Origin of the sequence: Blautia sp. HCN-1074, from assembly GCF_037890165.1 — a bacterium.
In the GTDB taxonomy this organism is placed as follows: Bacteria; Bacillota; Clostridia; order Lachnospirales; family Lachnospiraceae; genus Blautia_A.
Window position 1 is genome coordinate 33,701 of record NZ_JBBKBP010000009.1, and the last position, 18,941, is coordinate 52,641.

Below are 18,941 nucleotides of genomic sequence, written 5' to 3' on the forward strand. Positions count from 1 at the left end.
GTTTAATTAGATTTTTTTATAGGATTCTTTTTATAAATCAGTGTGATTTTTGGAGGTAATAATTATGGCAGTTTTAGAGAATTGCGAACCGAAAAGGGTATTTCATTATTTTGAAGAGATTTGCAAGATCCCGCATGGATCAGGAAACACCAGGCAGATCAGTGACTATTTGGTACAGTTTGCAAAGAATCATGATCTGAAATATATTCAGGATGAGATGAATAATGTAGTTATTTATAAACCGGGAACAGCAGGATATGAGAATGCACCGACAGTAATTGTTCAGGGACATATGGATATGGTATGTGAGAAACGTCCGGACGTAGATCACGACTTTACAAAAGATGGATTAAATCTTTCTGTTGAAGGTGACTATGTATCTGCGAATGGAACAACTCTCGGTGGCGATGACGGAATCGCAGTAGCTTATGGTCTGGCACTTCTGGAAAGTGATACGATTGCACATCCTCCTCTTGAAGTATTTATTACTGTAGATGAGGAAATCGGTCTTCTTGGTGCTGTCGGATTTGACTGCAGCGTATTAAAAGGAAGAAGATTCATCAACCTTGATTCTGAAGCAGAGGGAAGTCTCTGGATCAGTTGCGCAGGAGGTCTTTCCGGAATCAGCCATATTCCGGTGACAAGACTGGAAGCGAAAGGTGAGAAACTGACAGTTAAGATCAGTGGTCTGATGGGTGGCCATTCTGGTGCTGAGATTGATAAGAACCGTGCAAATGCAAACTCTCTTCTGGGTAAATTCCTTCATGGCCTTGATGCGAAAGCAGGCTATGAGCTGATCAGTGTACAGGGCGGTCAGAAAGATAATGCGATCACAAGAGAATCCATAGCAGAACTTCTTACTGTTAAAGAGAACGTAGAAGCTGTTAAAGAGTATGCCGCTTCTATGCAGACTGCATGGAGAGAAGAGTATACAGGAACTGATGAAGGAATCACAGTAACTGTCACAGAGGAAGGTGAGCAGGATGCGATAGTTCTTCATCCGACAAGTAAAGAGAAAGTTGTATTCTTCCTTGTAAATGTACCGTATGGCGTTCAGAAGATGAGTGGAACTATCAAAGGACTGGTAGAGACTTCTACAAATATCGGTATTCTGAAGACATCTGAGAACGAAGTGCTGGGAAGCTCCAGCATCAGAAGTTCTGTGGAGACAGCCAGAGACGCACTTTCTGATAAGATTGAATATCTGACAGAATTTCTTGGTGGAGAATATGAGAGACAGGGTGTATATCCTGCATGGGAGTACCGCAAGGATTCACCGCTTCGTGATAAGATGGTGGAAGTTTATGAAGAAATGTATGGTCAGAAGCCAAATGTAGTGGCAATTCATGCAGGTCTTGAGTGTGGACTTTTCTATAAGAAGATGGAAGGTCTGGACTGTGTATCCCTCGGACCGGATATGAAGGATATTCATACATCTGAGGAGGTTCTTAGTATTTCTTCTACAGAGAGAGTGTGGAAGTATCTGGTGAAAGTTCTGGGAGCTCTTAAAGACTGACGGTGTTACACCCTGCTGTTTGTGGCAGGGTGTATTTTTGATTAAGGGACGCAGAGAGAGGACATTAGGTCATGACCTAATGTCCTCTCTCTGCTGGTTATTGGACGATTTTTAAAATCTTATTTGAAGCTAAATGCTTTATAGGTTCTATATTTTCATTTTAATGCATATACTGTAACAGAATGCGGAGGTATCTCATATGTTTGATCCGTATAATGCGCGGACTTCGTTGGTTCGATATATTTTGCCGTTGTTTGTGCTTGTGGTGATGGTGGTTATGTTGCAGATGATGCTGGATATGCGCAGCCGGGCTTCGGCTTTGAAGGCGGAGGCTTGTGAGGAGAGTGATTTTAGGCAGCAGCATGTGACGCCCGGGCTTTATCGCAGTATCTGGAAGGCTGCACTGGTCGAAGGGACGGGGGCTGATGGGTTTGCGAATATTTTGACGGCGACGATGCTGAATTCGGGATTTTATCCGAGGCAGGTCCGGGCGGACAGTGTGCCGTATCGGAAGTATAAACCAGAGGAATATGAGCGGCTTATGGAGGCTTATCAGTCTGTATGGTCGGATCTGAAATATTTTCCCATTCCATCTACAGAAGTTGATTTTGAAAATACCTATGGTGCGCTCAGGGATTATGGAGGCTTGCGTGTACATGAAGGCTGTGATTTGTTTGGACGTAAGAAGGAGTCTGGCTATTATCCGGTCTTAAGTGTCACAGATGGCGTGGTAGAGAATATCGGGTGGCTTCCGTTGGGTGGCTACAGGATTGGAATACGTGCCCCGAAAGGCGGGTATTTTTATTATGCCCATTTGGATACATATGAGAAAGATTTCCAGACGGGGGAAGAGGTATCGGCAGGAGATATCCTGGGATATATGGGAAATACCGGATATGGTACAGAAGGTACGCGTGGCATGTTTCCGGTTCATCTTCATCTGGGAATTTATATCAGGACACCGCATTATGAGGAATTGAGCGTAAACCCTTACTGGGTGTTGAAGGCCATTTCTAAAAAAATCAGAAACTATTCATATTAGCGAGATATTTTTTTAAATCTATGCTATAATAACAAAATGTATGAAATGCAAGGAGCGAGTGAAGATGGAAATACAGTTATGGAGAAGCATTTTGTGCCCGTATGAACTGGCTGTAAGAGAGCTGGAAGTGAAATTTAATCACATTATCGATGAGTGTAAAGAGAACGATATTTACTGTCCGATCGAGCAGGTAGAGGGCAGAGTTAAGAGTGTAAGCAGTATCCTTGAGAAAATGCAGCGCAAGCATATTCCTATGGAGAAGATGGAAGAGGAACTGGAGGATATCGCAGGTGTTCGTATTATCTGCCAGTTTGAAGAGGATATAGAGACGGTTGCTTCTATGATTCAGAAAAGAAGCGATATGACTATAAAGAGCGAGAAGAATTATCTGAAACATATTAAGCAGAGTGGATACAGAAGTTATCATCTGATCATTTATTATACAGTGGATACCATTAATGGACCTAAGAAGCTACAGGCAGAGATTCAGATCCGTACAATGGCGATGAATTTCTGGGCAACGATCGAGCATTCCCTGCAATATAAATATAAAGGTGATATGCCGGAGCATGTTGCAGAGCGTCTGAGCAAGGCAGCAGATGCTATCAATGCTTTGGATCATGAGATGTCTTCTGTACGAAATGAGATCATGGATGCACAGAACTCTTCCCAGATGCAGTCTAACCTGGTGAAAGATATCCTCATTAATATCGAAAACCTGTACAAGATCGCAAATAAACGTGAGATTATGAAGATTCAGGATGAATTCCTGAGAGTATTCCGCACAAAGGATCTCCAGCAGCTGAAGCGATTCCACAGACAGCTTGATATTATTTCAGAAGGATATCGTGCGCAGGCGGTATATCATCATTAATATGGAGTATTATGATATCAGGATTATGGGAGTTGTTTTGCAACGGAGCAATCCGCAGATATCAATATCATCAAGTACATACGAGGAAATATAAATGCAGGATTTTTTACCGGTAACTAAGAAAGAAATGAAACAGAGAGGATGGAATCAGGTAGACTTCGCCTACATCACAGGCGATGCCTATGTGGACCATCCTTCCTTTGGCACGGCAATCATCAGCAGGCTGTTGGAGAGCCGTGGATATAAAGTGGGAATCATCAGTCAGCCGGACTGGAAGAAGAAAGAGAGTATCCAGGTATTTGGTGAGCCGCGACTGGGATTTCTGGTATCAGCGGGAAACATGGATTCCATGGTGAACCACTATACAGTGTCCAAGAAGCACAGACAGAAGGATTCCTATTCACCAGGCGGTCAGATGGGACTTCGCCCTGACCGTGCGGTGATCGTATACAGCAATCTGATTCGTCAGACTTATAAAAAGACACCCATTATTCTGGGTGGAATTGAAGCCAGCCTGAGACGACTGGCCCATTATGACTATTGGGACAACAAAGTAAAACACAGCGTACTTCTTGATTCCGGAGCAGACATAATCTCTTATGGAATGGGCGAACATTCAATCGTAGAGATTGCGGATGCACTTTCAAGCGGAATTCCTGTAGAAGAGCTTACTTATATTGCTGGAACCGTATTTAAATGTAAAGATCTCTCCAGAATTTATGAGCCAATTATTCTTCCGTCCTATGAAGAGGTAAAAGAAGATAAAAAAACATACGCAGACAGCTTTGCCATTCAGTATCAGAATACAGACCCGTTTACCGCCAGACCAATGGCAGAGTCTTACGGAACAAAGGGATATATCGTACAGAATCCTCCGGCGCTGCCTCTGACACAACAGGAGATGGATGATGTCTATGCGCTTCCCTATACGGAGAAAGTACATCCCATGTATGACGAGCTGGGTGGAATCCCGGCACTAGAGGAAATTAAGTTCAGCCTGACGAGCAACAGAGGATGTTTTGGCGGCTGTAATTTTTGCGCTCTGACATTCCATCAGGGAAGAATTCTTCAGACCAGAAGTCATGAATCCTTGATTGAAGAGGCCACCAGAATGACAAAAGATCCCGATTTTAAGGGCTATATTCATGATGTTGGTGGCCCTACCGCAGACTTCAGACAGCCATCCTGCCAGAAACAGCTCACCAAGGGTGTATGTAAGAACAAGCAGTGCCTGTTCCCGACACCATGTAAGAACCTGACGGTAGATCATTCGGATTATGTTGCCCTTCTTCGCAAACTGCGCAGGATTCCGGGAGTTAAGAAAGTATTTATCCGCTCCGGTGTACGTTTTGACTATGTGGTAGCAGACCGGAATAAGACGTTTTTGAATGAACTGGTAGAACATCATGTAAGCGGACAGCTGAGAGTTGCTCCTGAACATGTATCAGATCAGGTACTCAAATACATGGGGAAACCAAGTCACAGCATTTATCAGCAGTTCCTTAAAGAATATGATGCAGCCAATAAAAAAACAGGAAAGCAGCAGTATGCAGTACCATATTTCATGTCTTCCCATCCGGGCTGCACCATGAAAGAAGCTGTAAAACTGGCGGAATATGTCCGCGACCTTGGCTTTACCCCAGAACAGGTACAGGATTTTTATCCGACGCCATCTACTCTTTCTACCTGTATGTACTATACAGGAATTCATCCTCTCACAGGTGAGAAAGTATACGTGCCGAAGAATCCTCACGAGAAAGCCATCCAGCGAGCCTTGATGCAGTACAAGAACCCTGCAAACAGAGAACTGGTACTCGAAGGTCTTAAAATGACCGGCAGAATGGACCTGGTAGGATACGGTACGAAATGCCTGATCCGCCCGATACGCGAAGGTCATGGAGAGCATCAGGGAAATGATGGCGGCAAAAAGAATAATGGCCGTAGTGACAGCAGAAATACAAGAAGAGGTTTAACAGACTTCAGAGGAAACAAGAGAAACGCCACTATATCTGCGAAGAAAAATACAATAAGAAACACACATAAGAAAAGCAACTCCAAAGGAGGACGAAAGTGACAGCAGAGAAGAAGCCAAACAACACAAAATCTTCAGCTAAGTCTAAAACATCAAACAATAAAAAATCAAAGAAAATTTCCAAAGGAAATTTCGGATACTTCAAAAGCGAAAAGAAACGCCGCCTGATCATCACAGCGATTCTTTTCGCAGTACCGTTATTTATCTTCTTTACATCCTGGATTTACTTTAAAACAAGAATGACTGTCTGGACAGTAGTGGCAGTAGTCGGATGTCTTCCGGCATGCAAATCCATGGTAAGCCTGATCATGATCCTGAAATGCAGACCAATGGATGCAGGACTGTATCAGAAAATCCAGGAACATCAGGGCAGCCTTGATATGGCATATGAATTATACATGACCTTCTATGAAAAGAGTGCCTATATCGACGCAGTAGCGGTATGCGGAAACACCGTAGCAGCCTACAGCAGCGACCCGAAGATCGATGCCTCTTTCATGGAAACCAATTCCCAAAAAATCATCCGCAAAAACGGCTACAAAGCTACAGTAAAGATCTTCACAGACCTTCGCCCATTTCTGGAACGCCTTGATTCCATGAATGACCACAAAGAAAGTCTGGAAGAAGGTATTAAATTTACCCCGGATGAGAAATACCCGGATCTTTCCAGAAACGAACTCATCCGACAGACGATCTTGGCTATTTGTCTGTAGCCATGAAATATTGAGAAAGATATATCAGAAATAATGAAAAAATTTATAATAGAAGAAAACGAAGCCGGACAGCGCTTTGACAAGTACCTTGCCAAGCTTCTTAAAGAAGCCCCTAAAAGCTTCTTCTACAAAATGCTCCGCAAGAAAAACATCACCCTGAATGGAAAAAAAGCCACCGGAAACGAAAAACTCCTCAAAGGCGACACCATCAAACTATTCCTGAGTGATGAAACCTTCGACAAATTTGCCGGAAGCACCCAGATAGCAAGAGACTACTGTGAATTAGACATCATTTATGAAGATGCCGATATCATTATTATCAACAAACCAGCAGGAATGCTCTCTCAGCCAGCAGACGACGGCGAATCATCACTGGTAGAATACCTGATCGGTTATCTCCTGAAAAAAGGCGAACTCACAGAAGAACAGCTAAAAACTTTCAAACCATCCGTGTGCAATCGTCTCGACCGAAACACCAGCGGCATGGTCTGTGCTGGCAAAAGTCTCGCCGGATTGCAGTTCCTATCCGGAATCTTTCATGACAGAACGCTCCATAAATACTATCTCTGTCTGGTAAAAGGCAAACTGGACAAACCTGCCCATATCAAAGGCTACCTGCACAAAGACAAAAAAACCAACAAAGTAACCGTAAGCAAACAAGAATTTCCTGATTCCCTGCCAATCGAAACCGCATACCGCCCGCTTGGCAGTAATGGAAAAATGACACTCCTGGAAGTAGAACTGATCACAGGCCGAACACATCAGATCCGAGCCCACCTGGCCGGAACTGGTCATCCGCTCCTGGGAGACACCAAATACGGTGACAATGAATTCAACAAACAATACACCCGTCATGGAGTAAAACACCAGCTTCTCCATGCATACAGATTAGTAATTCCGGAGACAGACCAAGCCTTCGTGGCACCGGTGCCGGAGCTTTTTTTCAAAATCATCAATGAAGAACACCTGCAGGAGGCATATCATGAGAATCTGGAAAGAAGTATGGGATTACGCAAAAATGATCATCATAGTGGTGCTGATCGTAACACTCATAAATAACGTAGTACTTATCAACGCCAAAATTCCTTCTGAATCAATGGAAAAAACAGTTATGACCGGAGATCGTCTCTTCGGCTTCCGACTGGCATATGGTATCAATATAGATCTCTTCGGGCATGAAATATCAAAAAAAATAAAAGACCCTGAGCGATTTGACATCATCATCTTCAAATATCCGGACGATGAAAAAAAACTCTTCATCAAGCGCCTCATCGGACTCCCCGGAGAAAAAGTCCAGATCACAGACGGAAAAGTTTACATCAACGACTCCGAAATCCCACTGGACGACAGCTTCATCCCTGAGAAAGCAAGAGGAAACTTCGGTCCATACGAAGTTCCTGAAAACAGCTATTTCATGCTCGGAGACAACCGCAACCACTCTAAAGATTCCCGCTGCTGGAAAACCACCAACTTTGTAACCTTTGACGAAATCGTAGGAAAAGCTGTCATCCGGTATTATCCGTCGGTGAAATTACTTAAATAAGAAAAATCTTAAAGGAGAACAATTTGGCAACATGGAATAGCAGAGGCTTACGAGGCTCCACACTGGAAGACCTCGTAAACCGCACCAACGAACAATACAGAGAAAAAGAACTTGCACTCATTCAGAAAATCCCAACACCCATCACCCCCGTCCGAATGGACAAAGAAAACCGTCATATCACCCTGGCATACTTCGAACAGCGAAGCACCGTAGACTACATTGGAGCAGTACAGGGAATCCCCATATGCTTTGACGCCAAAGAATGCGCCACAGACACCTTCCCCCTCGCAAACATCCATCCCCACCAGGTAGAATTCATGCAGGCATTTGAAAAACAAGGCGGCATAGCATTCTTTCTCATATTCTACAGCCACGAGAACCAATTCTACTACCTCCCCTTGCGCCACCTCCTCATCTTCTGGACTCGAATGCAAGAAGGCGGCCGCAAAAGCTTCCGCAGAGAAGAACTCAGTCCGCAATACTATCTCAACAAAAAAAGTGGATTCTTAGTTCCATATCTTGATGGGATTCAGATGGACCTAAATGAAAGAGAGTAGGGGATGTTACTCATAAAGGGACGCGCAGAAACATATTTGCTTTCAGGTGCGGTTTCGGCATCTGGGATATCATATCTTTCTGAGCGTCCCTTATAAAAATAAAGAAAAACAACTTCCACAGGGATTGACAATTTTCCCAAAACCCTATATAATCTATCTAGTTTTCGTATTAGCTTAGTATCACGTTACTAAACTAAAGCAGTAAGAGGTAAAGTATAATAAGAAACAAAAAACATAACCACAGGAGGACCAACCATGCAACGTATTTTTCACACCCCGGAAGGTGTAAGAGACATCTACAACGGCGAATGCAGCCAAAAAAGAAAGGTACAGGAGAAAATCCATCGCGTCTTCCACCAGTACGGCTATGAAGACATAGAAACTCCGACATTTGAATACTTCGAAGTATTCAGCCGCGAAGTAGGAACCATCCCATCCAAAGAACTCTACAAATTCTTCGACCGCGAAGGCAACACTCTGGTACTCAGACCAGATTTCACCCCGTCCGTATCCAGAGCCTGCGCCACCTACTTCTCCCCGGACAAAGAACCAGTAAGCTTATGCTACACCGGCAACACATTCATCAACAACTCCAGCTATCGAGGCCATCTCAAAGAAACCACACAGATGGGCGTAGAACGAATCGGAGATGAATCCGCAGACGCAGATGCAGAACTTCTCGCCATGACAGTCGAATGTCTCCTGGCAGCAGGACTGACAGAATTCCAGGTCAGCGTCGGACAGGTAGATTACTTCAAATCCCTCTTAAAAGAAGCAGAACTCGGCCCCGAAGCAGAAGAACGCCTCCGCACCCTGATCTCACAGAAAAACTCATTTGGAGTAGAAGAATTCGTAGCAGAGCAGAAAATTAAAGACAGCATGGTAAAAGCCTTCATCGAAATCCCACAGATGTTCGGTTCCGAAGAAGTCTTAAAGAAAGCCAGAAGCCTGACAAACAATGCATGCGCACTCGAAGCGGTTTCCAGACTCGAAGAAATCTATGAGATCATGAAGAACTACGGCTACGAGAAATACATCTCTTTTGACTTCGGAATGCTCAGCAAATATCAGTACTACACAGGAATCATTTTCCAGGCATACACCTATGGAACCGGCGAGCCAATGATCAAGGGCGGTCGTTACAATGGCCTGATGAAACACTTCGGTAAACCGGCGGCATCTATCGGATTTGCGATTGAAGTAGACAACCTTCTTCTTGCACTTTCCAGCCAGAAACTGCTCTCTGAGAAAGAAGAGAAGCCGGAAGTGATCGAATATGAGCCACAGGATCGTGCACAGGCAATCAAAGAAGCACAGAAACTTCGCGCAGAAGGCAAATGTGTGGCATTACGTTTGAAAAAGGAGGTCAGATAAGCCATGAGATACCTGACAGTTGCCCTTACCAAAGGCAGACTTGCCAACAAAACAATGGAAATGTTTGAGAAAGCAGGAATCACCTGCGAAGAAATGAAAGATAAAGATTCCCGCAAACTGATCTTTACAAATGAAGAATTAAAAATGAAATTCTTCCTTGCAAAAGGTCCGGATGTTCCTACCTATGTAGAATACGGCGCGGCAGACATCGGAATCGTCGGAAAAGATACGATCCTTGAAGAAGGCCGTAAGTTATATGAGGTTATGGACCTCGGATTTGGAAAATGTAAAATGTGCGTCTGCGGACCGGAGAGTGCCAGAGAGGTTCTGGAGAACAACCAGCTCATCCGTGTAGCAACCAAATATCCGAATATTGCAAAGGACTACTTCTTTAACAGAAAGCATCAGACCGTAGATCTGATCAAATTAAATGGTTCTATCGAGCTGGCACCGATCGTTGGTCTGTCAGAGGTTATCGTAGATATCGTAGAGACAGGAAGCACATTGAAAGAAAATGGTCTGAAAGTATTAGAAGAGGTTTGCCCGCTGTCTGCCAGAATGGTTGTCAACCAGGTAAGCATGAAGATGGAGAACGAAAGAATTCGCAAACTCATTGAAGATTTAAGAAGAGTTCTGCAGGAGGAAATGTAAAGATGCGTACAGTAAAATTAACAAAAGAATCCACAAAAGATATTCTTGAGAATCTGCTGAAAAGAAGCCCGAACAACTATGGGAAATTTGAATTCACAGTAGCTCAGATTCTTGATAAAGTAAAAAATGAAGGAGATGCAGCGCTCTTTGCCTACACAAAGGAATTTGACAAAGCAGATGTAACAAAAGAGACAATCCGTGTCACGGATGCAGAGATTGAAGAAGCATATGCGCAGATAGATCCTGCACTTCTTGGCGTTATCCGCAAAGCACTTGTCAACATCCGCAAATATCATGAAAAACAGATTCAGAACAGCTGGTTTACAAGTGAGACAAACGGAACTATGCTCGGCCAGAAAGTGACTCCGTTAAACAGAGTAGGTGTTTATGTACCTGGCGGAAAAGCAGTTTACCCATCATCCGTACTTATGAATATCGTACCTGCAAAAGTAGCAGGAGTACCGCACATTGTTATGACAACACCTCCTGGAAAAGACGGCAAAGTATGTGCATCTACACTGGTAGCTGCCAAAGAAGCAGGGGCAGATGAAATCTACAAAGTAGGAGGCGCTCAGGCAATCGGCGCACTGGCATTTGGAACAGAGAGCATCCCGAAAGTAGATAAGATCGTAGGTCCTGGAAATATTTTCGTAGCCCTTGCAAAGAAAGCAGTATACGGATATGTAAGCATTGACTCTATTGCAGGTCCAAGTGAGATTCTTGTTCTGGCAGATGAGACAGCAAATCCACACTTCGTAGCAGCAGACCTTCTTTCCCAGGCAGAACATGATGAACTTGCCTGTGCGATCCTGATCACTACAAGCGAAGAATTTGCAGCCAAAGTAGATGAAGAAGTAAAGGGCTTCGTAGAAGTCCTTTCCAGAAAAGAGATTATCCAGAAGTCTCTTGATAACTTTGGCTATATCCTTATTGCGGAAGATATGGACGAGGCAATCGAAGCAGCCAATGAAATTGCTCCGGAACATATGGAAATCGTGACAGCCAACCCGTTTGAAGATATGATGAAAGTAAAGAATGCAGGTGCGATCTTTATCGGAGAATACAGTTCAGAACCTCTGGGAGATTACTTCGCAGGTCCGAACCATGTACTCCCAACAAACGGAACAGCCAAATTCTTCTCTGCACTTTCTGTAGATGATTTCATTAAGAAGTCAAGCATTGTATATTATTCTAAAGCAGCGTTGCGTGACATTCACAAGGATATCATCCAGTTTGCAACCTCCGAACAGCTTACTGCACATGCAAACTCTATTGCAGTTCGTTTTGAGGATGAGGATAAATAATAGCGTCAGATCTTTTTAAGAAATAAATAGAAGAGAAGCTATCCAATCCATTACATATTACAGAGAGAAAAACAGCGAGGACGTAATTATGGCAAGAGAAGCCTCAGTAGAGAGAAATACAAAAGAAACCGAGATTAAATTAAAGATTAATCTGGACGGAACCGGATATTCCGATATCGAAACAGGAGTGGGATTTTTTGACCATATGCTGGATGGATTTACCCGTCATGGACTTTTTGACTTAAGTGTCAGAGTTCATGGTGACCTTCAGGTAGATGATCATCATACGATCGAGGACACAGGAATTGTTCTCGGAACCGCATTAAAAGAAGCAATCGGCGACAAAAAAGGAATCAAGCGTTACGGCAGCTGCATCCTTCCGATGGATGAATCCCTCGTGCTCTGTGCGATTGACCTGTCCGGAAGACCGTATTTTGCATGGGATGCAGAATTCACTACAGATAAGATTGGCGATATGTCTACAGAAATGGTAAAAGAATTTTTCTACGCTATTTCTTATTCCTGTGGCATGAACCTCCATATCAAGGTTCTGACTGGTGGAAACAACCATCATATGGCAGAAGCCATGTTCAAGAGCTTTGCCAAAGCACTGGATGTAGCAACATCTTATGACCCGAGAATCACAGATGTATTGTCTACCAAAGGAAGCCTTGCGTAATGTAGATAATTGGTAAGTATTCAGCAGTCTACTATCCCGCGAGGTGTTTTGGCATGAACATGCCAAAATCCCGAGACATACAAGTCAAAATCCCATCGCCGAAGGCGATTTTTAATCGTAACTGTGAAGGTACTGAACAGTTACGATAATTGCAGAATAATGAAAGATGTTCCCGGAATAGCAGGAAAATAGTATTTTCTGCGGGTTCTGTGGAACATCTTTTGAGATAAAGATAAAATAAACCACTATATAAAAGTTAATCAGGAGAGAGTAATAAAGATGGAAAATACAGCAAATTTAAAGAGCAGCATCGCCTGGTCGGATTTCAAGTTAAACAGCGACGGAATGGTACCTGTAATCGCACAGGACTATCAGACAAACGAAGTCCTGATGCTTGCATACATGAATGAAGAAGCATTCAATACCACACTTCAGACCGGCAAAATGACCTACTGGAGCAGAAGCCGCAATGAACTCTGGACCAAAGGCCTCACTTCCGGACATCTTCAGTTTGTAAAGTCTCTTACATTAGATTGCGATAACGACACCATCCTTGCAAAAGTAGAGCAGATCGGTGCAGCCTGCCATACAGGAAACAGAACCTGCTTCTTCAAAACATTGACAGAGGCAGTAAAGTAAGAGAATCAACGTTGTTTCTCATATAGTGTAAAAACATTAATAGGAAATATATATAAATTGTATTGACATTTTTTATTAAATGTGATAAAAAAAGAATATCCGAATTGAATATGTGCAATGTTATAGCGCAAAGGTTACATCATATATGATGTGCAAAAGAGAATCCGGTGAGAATCCGGAGCGATACCGTCACTGTGTATGGGAGCTGCCTTTCAGAGACCACTGGGTTGCCGGGAAGGGAAAAGCGGCGATGATCGAAGTCAGGAGAACTGCCTTGGCGTGGAATTTAAGGTCTGCGGTATACAGAACCTCTATTCTCATAACTATACATAGCTCTTTTATATGATAAATGAATCAGATATATCTGATTCATAAAAAACCGTGTATTTATGGGGAAGTGGCAGTCGCAGAATATGTGGCTGCTTTTTTGCATACGTCTGTCCGGAAATTCAAGAAATAAAAGAGGAAAAACAAAATGAAAAGAAAATCTATGTTAGCTTTATTACTTGCAGTATCTATGACCTGCTCCATGACAGCAGCAACAGGTGCAGTAGCATTCGCATCTGACGACACAGCAACAGAAGAATCAGCAGATGATGCAACAGCAGATGACGCTGACGCAGCTGATACAGAAGAAGCTTCCGATGACACAACAGAAGCATCTGATGATGATCAGAAAGCAGCAGATGAAGTAGCTGCCCTGATCGATAAGATCTATGTTCAGGAAAGAACAGATACAACTGATGAAGACTGCAAAGCAGCAAAAGAAGCATGGGACAAACTGACAGATGCTCAGAAAGAGCTGGTAGAAGGTGAAGAAGCAAGCCCTGAATACTTTGGCCGTGACACAGGTGACGCTTCCAAAGATGATCCGCGTAACCAGGATGAAATCGGTGAGAACGAACTCCTTGTAGTAAGCTTTGGTACATCTTTCAACGACAGCCGTGCAGAGGATATCAAAGGAATCGAAGATGCTCTTGCAGAAGCATATCCGGACTGGTCAGTAAGACGTGCATTCACAGCACAGATTATTATCAACCATGTAGAAGCAAGAGATAATGAAGTAATCGATAACATGCAGCAGGCACTTGACCGTGCAGTAGACAACGGTGTTAAGAATCTTGTTGTACAGCCTACACATCTGATGCATGGTGCTGAATATGATGAAATGGTAGAAGCTATCGACGGATATAAAGATAAATTCGAATCCGTAGCAATCGCAGAGCCAATGCTTGGTGAAGTTGGTGATGACGCTACAGTAATCAACGACGATAAGAAAGCAGTTGCACAGGCAATCACAGATGAAGCATGCAAAGAAGCTGGATTTGATGATATGCAGGCAGCAGCAGATGCTGGTACAGCATTCGTATTCATGGGACATGGAACATCCCATACAGCTAACGTAACATATGATCAGATGCAGACACAGATGAATGACCTTGGATTCACAAATGCATTCATCGGTACTGTAGAAGGTGAGCCAGAAGACACAGCTTGCGAAGCAGTTATCGAGAAAGTAAAAGAAGCTGGATTTAAGAATGTAATTCTTCGTCCTCTGATGGTTGTTGCCGGTGATCACGCTAATAACGATATGGCTGGTGATGATGAAGATTCTTGGAAATCTCAGTTCGAAGCATCTGGTGATTTCGACAGTGTAGACTGCCAGATCGCAGGTCTTGGAAGAATTGAAGCTGTAGAAGATCTCTATGTAGAGCATACAAAAGCAGCAATTGATTCTCTTGGAACATCTGATGAAGCTGCAACAGACGATGCTGATGCAGAAGCTACAGATGATACTACAGATGAAGCAGCAGCTGACGATGCACAGACAGAAGAAACAACAGATGATACTGCAGAGGCTGACGCTGAATAATAGAATAAAAAGTTATTTCTTTAAATAACATTGTCCAAACAAATAAACTGCCCGGAGAACTTGCAGAAGTTCCCGGGCAGATATATTATATGATAAGAGAGAATGATATTTTTTACCATATAATATATCTGGCATGTATTTTTATGGTTACTGTTCACTGGTAATATCCCGCGAGGTGTTTTTTGTGAGCGAAGGTCACAGAAAACCCGAGACATACCGCGCGAATTTATGCGATTAGCATAAATTCTGTGCATCGCGAAGCGTGTTGCTGGGAACGGAGTGAACAGTAACTTTTTATGTTTTGGATAATATGATATCAGGGTCAAAAGGTCAGAAAGTCGCTCGTGTTTGCACGATAAGACTTTTGAACTTGGGACCTGCCAAACATGAGAGAGTAGCGATTTACGTAGTAAATCTGCGGATTATGAATATATAAAACAAGGAGAGAAAAATCATGAAAAAACATTCATTTACATTATTAATGTCAGCACTTACTATTTCCGCAACACTTCTTGGAACAAGCCCGATTCTGGCAGAGACAGACACCGACACAGCGACAGAAGAGAGCGCCGATAAGGAAGAAAGCACAGATAAAGCTGATTCGGAAGAATCTGATGCAAAGAATACAGATGCAAAAGCAGAAGACGGCAAGGATGCAGACGCAGCAAAAGGCGACACATTAGAAGATGGTACATACACAGCAGAATTTGACACAGACAACGGAATGTTCCATGTAAACGAAGCAAACGATGGAAAGGGAGTCCTTACCGTAAAAGATGGCAAAATGACAATCCACGTAAGCCTTGCATCTAAAAAAATCGTAAATCTTTTTGCGGGCAAAGCAGAAGATGCCCAGAAAGATGGAGCAGAACTCCTCGAGCCGACAACCGATACTGTTACATACAGCGATGGAATGAGCGAAGAAGTATACGGATTTGATATTCCGGTACCGGCACTTGACGAGGAATTTGATGTAGCCTTAGTCGGAACAAAAGGAAAATGGTATGACCACAAAGTAAGTGTTAAAAATCCGGTAAAAGATGATTCCGCTTCCACAGATGCAAACGCAGAAGATAAAGATGCAGATTCCAAATCTGAAGATGCACAGACAGAAGATACAAAAACAGAGGATGCTAAAGCAGAGGATACAGATAAAGATACTAAGGATGAGGAAAGTAAAGGCAAAACATTGGCGGATCTGAACCTTGAGGATGGCGACTATACTATGGAAGTAACTCTCACAGGTGGTTCAGGCAGAGCAACTATTGATTCTCCGGCAGCAATCAAGGTTGAAGGCGATAAAGCTACAGCAACAATCGTATGGAGCAGCCCGAATTATGACTATATGCTGGTAGACGGCGAGAAATACGAACCAGTCAACAAAGATGGAAATTCCACATTTGAGATTCCAGTCAGTGTATTTGATGCAGAGATGGATGTGACAGCTGATACTGTAGCAATGAGCGAGCCTCATGAAATCGACTATACCTTAAACTTCGATTCCACAACTGTCAAAGAAGCAAAGACAGCAGATGACAAAGAGGCTAAATAATAAAAAGCAAAACAGGAAAAGAAAAAGATAAGATTATGAGAAAAGTAAATTCAACTGAAAAACAGCAGAGGATATGGCACCATGGCTTTCTACTGACTATGTTGCTACTTGTTTGCACCTGCATTTTTTGCACTGTACATACAGCACAGGCGGCAGACGAGGCCAAAACTCCGACGGAGCTTCCTGGACTGACATACGATCACAGTATGGAACTTTCCTATGCAGAAGAGTTCAGCGTAGATTACTATAATGATGGATATGCCCTCATCACGATTGCTGAGGAAGGGCAGTTTCTTGTAGTGCCGGAAGGAAAAGAAGCACCGAAAGGTCTGAGCGAGGATATCACAGTTATTAAGCAGCCACTGAATAATATTTATCTGGTGGCAACCTCAGCTATGGATCTCTTCCGTGCCATCGACGGCATTGATAATATTCGCCTCTCCGGAACAAAAGAGAGCGGTTGGTATATTCAGGAAGCAAAAGATGCCATGGAATCCGGAAAGATGATTTATGCAGGCAAGTACAATGCACCGGATTATGAACTGATCCTGAATGAAGGCTGTGGACTTGCCATTGAGTCAACTATGATTCATCATAATCCTGAAGTACAGGAGAAACTGGAGCAGTTTGGTATCCCTGTAATGGTAGAGCGTTCAAGCTACGAAAGTCATCCTCTTGGACGAACAGAGTGGATGAAATTATATGCAGTTCTTCTGGGAAAAGAGGATGTGGCGGAGAAAGCGTTCAAAGAACAGACAGACAAGCTTGATAAAGTTCTTGCATCCGATGACAAAGATACAGGAAAGACTGTGGCATTCTTTTATATCAATTCTACAGGTGCTGTCAATGTACGAAAGAGTAACGATTATGTATCTAATATGATCGAGCTTGCAGGCGGCAAATATGTTCCGGAAGATACAGGCGAGAGTGATAACGCCCTTTCTACTATGAATATGCAGATGGAAGAATTCTACGCTAAAGCGAAGGATGCGGATTATATTATTTACAACAGCACCATTGACGGAGAGCTGTCAACCATTGATGAACTTCTTGCCAAGAGCAATCTTCTGGCCGATTTCAAAGCAGTAAAGGATGGAAATGTATGGTGCACAGGTAAGAACCTCTTCCAGGAAACCACAGAACTGGGAACTATGATCGAAGATATTCATACGATTCTTACGACGGATGATGACTCTTTGGATGAACTTTCTTATATGCATAAATTAAAATAGAACAAGCACAGTATTTTTGGATAAGTGAAAATGATTTAAACGGGGACAAAAAATATCTTTTGTCCCCTGAATTGTATAGAAGCTAAATTGTTCCATAATGTTCCTATGATATTAAAAGTCTTCCGGGCAGAATCGCACTGTGGCGGAGAGCAATTATGTCGCTAAAGAGACCTGCCACAGGCGGAGAACCCTGCTTGCAGGATTCTTTCTTGTAGATTTTGACTCGTAACTGTGAAGTTACTGAACAGTTACAGATAATCAAGAGTTACATATATAAAATAAAACAGATAGAAGGAAAAGAACATGGATGATAAAAAACGTGCAGCCAGATACTGGCTGGCATTTCTTATACTGGCAGTACTGCTGGTGATTTTATTCGTCTGGAATGTAAATGCCGGAAGTATCCATCTTTCGGTAGGTGAGATCATGAATATCATTTTCAGACATGAAGGCAATGCCACTGCCTACAATATTATATGGGAAATCCGCCTGCCAAGAATTCTGGCGGTAATTATTCTGGGCGGAGCGCTTTCCGTATCAGGATTTCTCCTTCAGACATTTTTTAATAACCCTATTGCAGGACCTTTCGTACTTGGAATCTCTTCAGGAGCCAAGCTTGTAGTTGCGCTTCTGATGATCTTCTTTCTCAGCAGATCAATCTCTATGGGGTCTGCGGCTATGATTATCGCAGCTTTCATAGGATCTATGATTTCCATGGGATTTGTCCTTCTTGTTGCAAAGAAAGTCCACAATATGTCCATGTTGGTCATCAGTGGTGTCATGATCGGATATATCTGTTCCGCAATCACAGATTTTGTAGTCACCTTCGCAGACGATTCCAACATTGTTAATCTTCATAACTGGTCACTGGGAAGTTTTTCTGGAATGTCATGGGGAAATGTACAGGTAATGGCAGTCGTGGTTCTGATTACGATGGTGATTGTATTTTTTATGTCAAAGCCGATCGGCGCCTATCAGCTGGGTGAGGTTTATGCCCAGAATATGGGAGTAAATATCAAATTGTTCCGTATAGGTCTGATTTTATTGTCAAGTATTCTGTCAGCCTGTGTAACGGCTTTTGCGGGACCGATTTCTTTCGTAGGAATCGCAGTACCTCATATTGTAAAAAGCCTGCTTAAGACAGCCAGACCACTTCTTGTGATTCCGGCATGTTTTTTAGGTGGTGCGGTATTCTGTCTTTTCTGCGATCTGATTGCCAGAACGGTATTTGCGCCGACAGAACTTAGCATCAGCTCCGTAACTGCTGTATTTGGTGCACCGGTGGTAATTTATATCATGATCCGCAGGCAGCAAAGAGTATAAATGTTTCGGAAAATATAAGAATAATAAATTGCAGGAT

Annotated in this window: 16 protein-coding genes, 1 pseudogene and 1 riboswitch; all 17 genes and pseudogenes read left to right on the plus strand. The window is 42.9% G+C overall.

Annotated elements, in window-relative coordinates:
* The first annotated feature begins 64 nt into the window (after positions 1-64).
* The 17 genes and pseudogenes from WKT11_RS09615 to WKT11_RS09695 all read left to right on the plus strand — a co-directional run bounded on the left by WKT11_RS09615 (position 65) and on the right by WKT11_RS09695 (position 18,904).
* Complete coding sequence (locus tag WKT11_RS09615) at positions 65-1,516, plus strand: aminoacyl-histidine dipeptidase (RefSeq protein WP_340284027.1); 1,452 nt, start codon at positions 65-67, stop codon at positions 1,514-1,516.
* A gap of 199 nt (positions 1,517-1,715) precedes the next feature.
* Complete coding sequence (locus tag WKT11_RS09620; protein WP_243009493.1) at positions 1,716-2,558, plus strand: M23 family metallopeptidase; 843 nt, start codon at positions 1,716-1,718, stop codon at positions 2,556-2,558.
* A gap of 64 nt (positions 2,559-2,622) precedes the next feature.
* Complete coding sequence (locus WKT11_RS09625; RefSeq protein ID WP_117676402.1) at positions 2,623-3,432, plus strand: GTP pyrophosphokinase; 810 nt, start codon at positions 2,623-2,625, stop codon at positions 3,430-3,432.
* A 94-nt stretch (positions 3,433-3,526) separates the two neighbouring features.
* Positions 3,527-5,506, plus strand: coding sequence for a YgiQ family radical SAM protein (locus WKT11_RS09630; protein WP_117844435.1), 1,980 nt, complete (start codon positions 3,527-3,529; stop codon positions 5,504-5,506).
* Positions 5,503-6,177, plus strand: coding sequence for a hypothetical protein (locus WKT11_RS09635; RefSeq protein ID WP_340284030.1), 675 nt, complete (start codon positions 5,503-5,505; stop codon positions 6,175-6,177). Before WKT11_RS09630 ends, WKT11_RS09635 begins: the two co-directional genes overlap by 4 nt.
* 33 nt (positions 6,178-6,210) lie before the next feature.
* Positions 6,211-7,236, plus strand: coding sequence for an RluA family pseudouridine synthase (locus WKT11_RS09640; protein ID WP_340284032.1), 1,026 nt, complete (start codon positions 6,211-6,213; stop codon positions 7,234-7,236).
* Complete coding sequence (lepB, locus tag WKT11_RS09645; RefSeq protein WP_340284034.1) at positions 7,160-7,720, plus strand: signal peptidase I; 561 nt, start codon at positions 7,160-7,162, stop codon at positions 7,718-7,720. Before WKT11_RS09640 ends, lepB begins: the two co-directional genes overlap by 77 nt.
* A 23-nt stretch (positions 7,721-7,743) precedes the next feature.
* Positions 7,744-8,277 carry a Holliday junction resolvase RecU gene (locus WKT11_RS09650; RefSeq protein WP_118411637.1) on the plus strand — a complete coding sequence of 178 codons (534 nt, stop codon included), beginning with the start codon at positions 7,744-7,746 and terminating at the stop codon, positions 8,275-8,277.
* 255 nt (positions 8,278-8,532) lie between these two features.
* Positions 8,533-9,651, plus strand: a complete 1,119-nt coding sequence (gene hisZ / locus WKT11_RS09655) for an ATP phosphoribosyltransferase regulatory subunit (protein WP_118516800.1) — start codon at positions 8,533-8,535, stop codon at positions 9,649-9,651.
* A 3-nt stretch (positions 9,652-9,654) separates the two neighbouring features.
* Positions 9,655-10,302, plus strand: a complete 648-nt coding sequence (gene hisG / locus WKT11_RS09660) for an ATP phosphoribosyltransferase (RefSeq protein ID WP_008702990.1) — start codon at positions 9,655-9,657, stop codon at positions 10,300-10,302.
* A 2-nt stretch (positions 10,303-10,304) separates the two neighbouring features.
* Positions 10,305-11,606: a histidinol dehydrogenase gene (gene hisD, locus WKT11_RS09665; protein WP_340284038.1), complete on the plus strand. Its 1,302-nt coding sequence runs from the start codon at positions 10,305-10,307 to the stop codon at positions 11,604-11,606.
* An 88-nt stretch (positions 11,607-11,694) separates the two neighbouring features.
* Complete coding sequence (gene hisB, locus WKT11_RS09670; protein ID WP_117676410.1) at positions 11,695-12,285, plus strand: imidazoleglycerol-phosphate dehydratase HisB; 591 nt, start codon at positions 11,695-11,697, stop codon at positions 12,283-12,285.
* 303 nt (positions 12,286-12,588) lie between these two features.
* Positions 12,589-12,912 (plus strand): annotated as a pseudogene (hisI, locus tag WKT11_RS09675) (phosphoribosyl-AMP cyclohydrolase); the annotation flags it as partial.
* Between the two features lie 126 nt (positions 12,913-13,038).
* A riboswitch (cobalamin riboswitch) is annotated at positions 13,039-13,215 on the plus strand.
* 199 nt (positions 13,216-13,414) lie between these two features.
* Positions 13,415-14,797, plus strand: coding sequence for a sirohydrochlorin cobaltochelatase (locus WKT11_RS09680; protein WP_445291937.1), 1,383 nt, complete (start codon positions 13,415-13,417; stop codon positions 14,795-14,797).
* Between the two features lie 454 nt (positions 14,798-15,251).
* Positions 15,252-16,349, plus strand: coding sequence for a hypothetical protein (locus WKT11_RS09685; RefSeq protein ID WP_117676413.1), 1,098 nt, complete (start codon positions 15,252-15,254; stop codon positions 16,347-16,349).
* A 98-nt stretch (positions 16,350-16,447) separates the two neighbouring features.
* Positions 16,448-17,581 carry an ABC transporter substrate-binding protein gene (locus WKT11_RS09690; protein ID WP_445291938.1) on the plus strand — a complete coding sequence of 378 codons (1,134 nt, stop codon included), beginning with the start codon at positions 16,448-16,450 and terminating at the stop codon, positions 17,579-17,581.
* 303 nt (positions 17,582-17,884) lie between these two features.
* The gene (locus WKT11_RS09695; RefSeq protein WP_118247591.1) at positions 17,885-18,904 is read left to right on the plus strand and encodes a FecCD family ABC transporter permease; all 1,020 of its coding nucleotides are present in this window, start codon (positions 17,885-17,887) and stop codon (positions 18,902-18,904) included.
* The last annotated feature ends 37 nt before the right edge of the window (positions 18,905-18,941 follow it).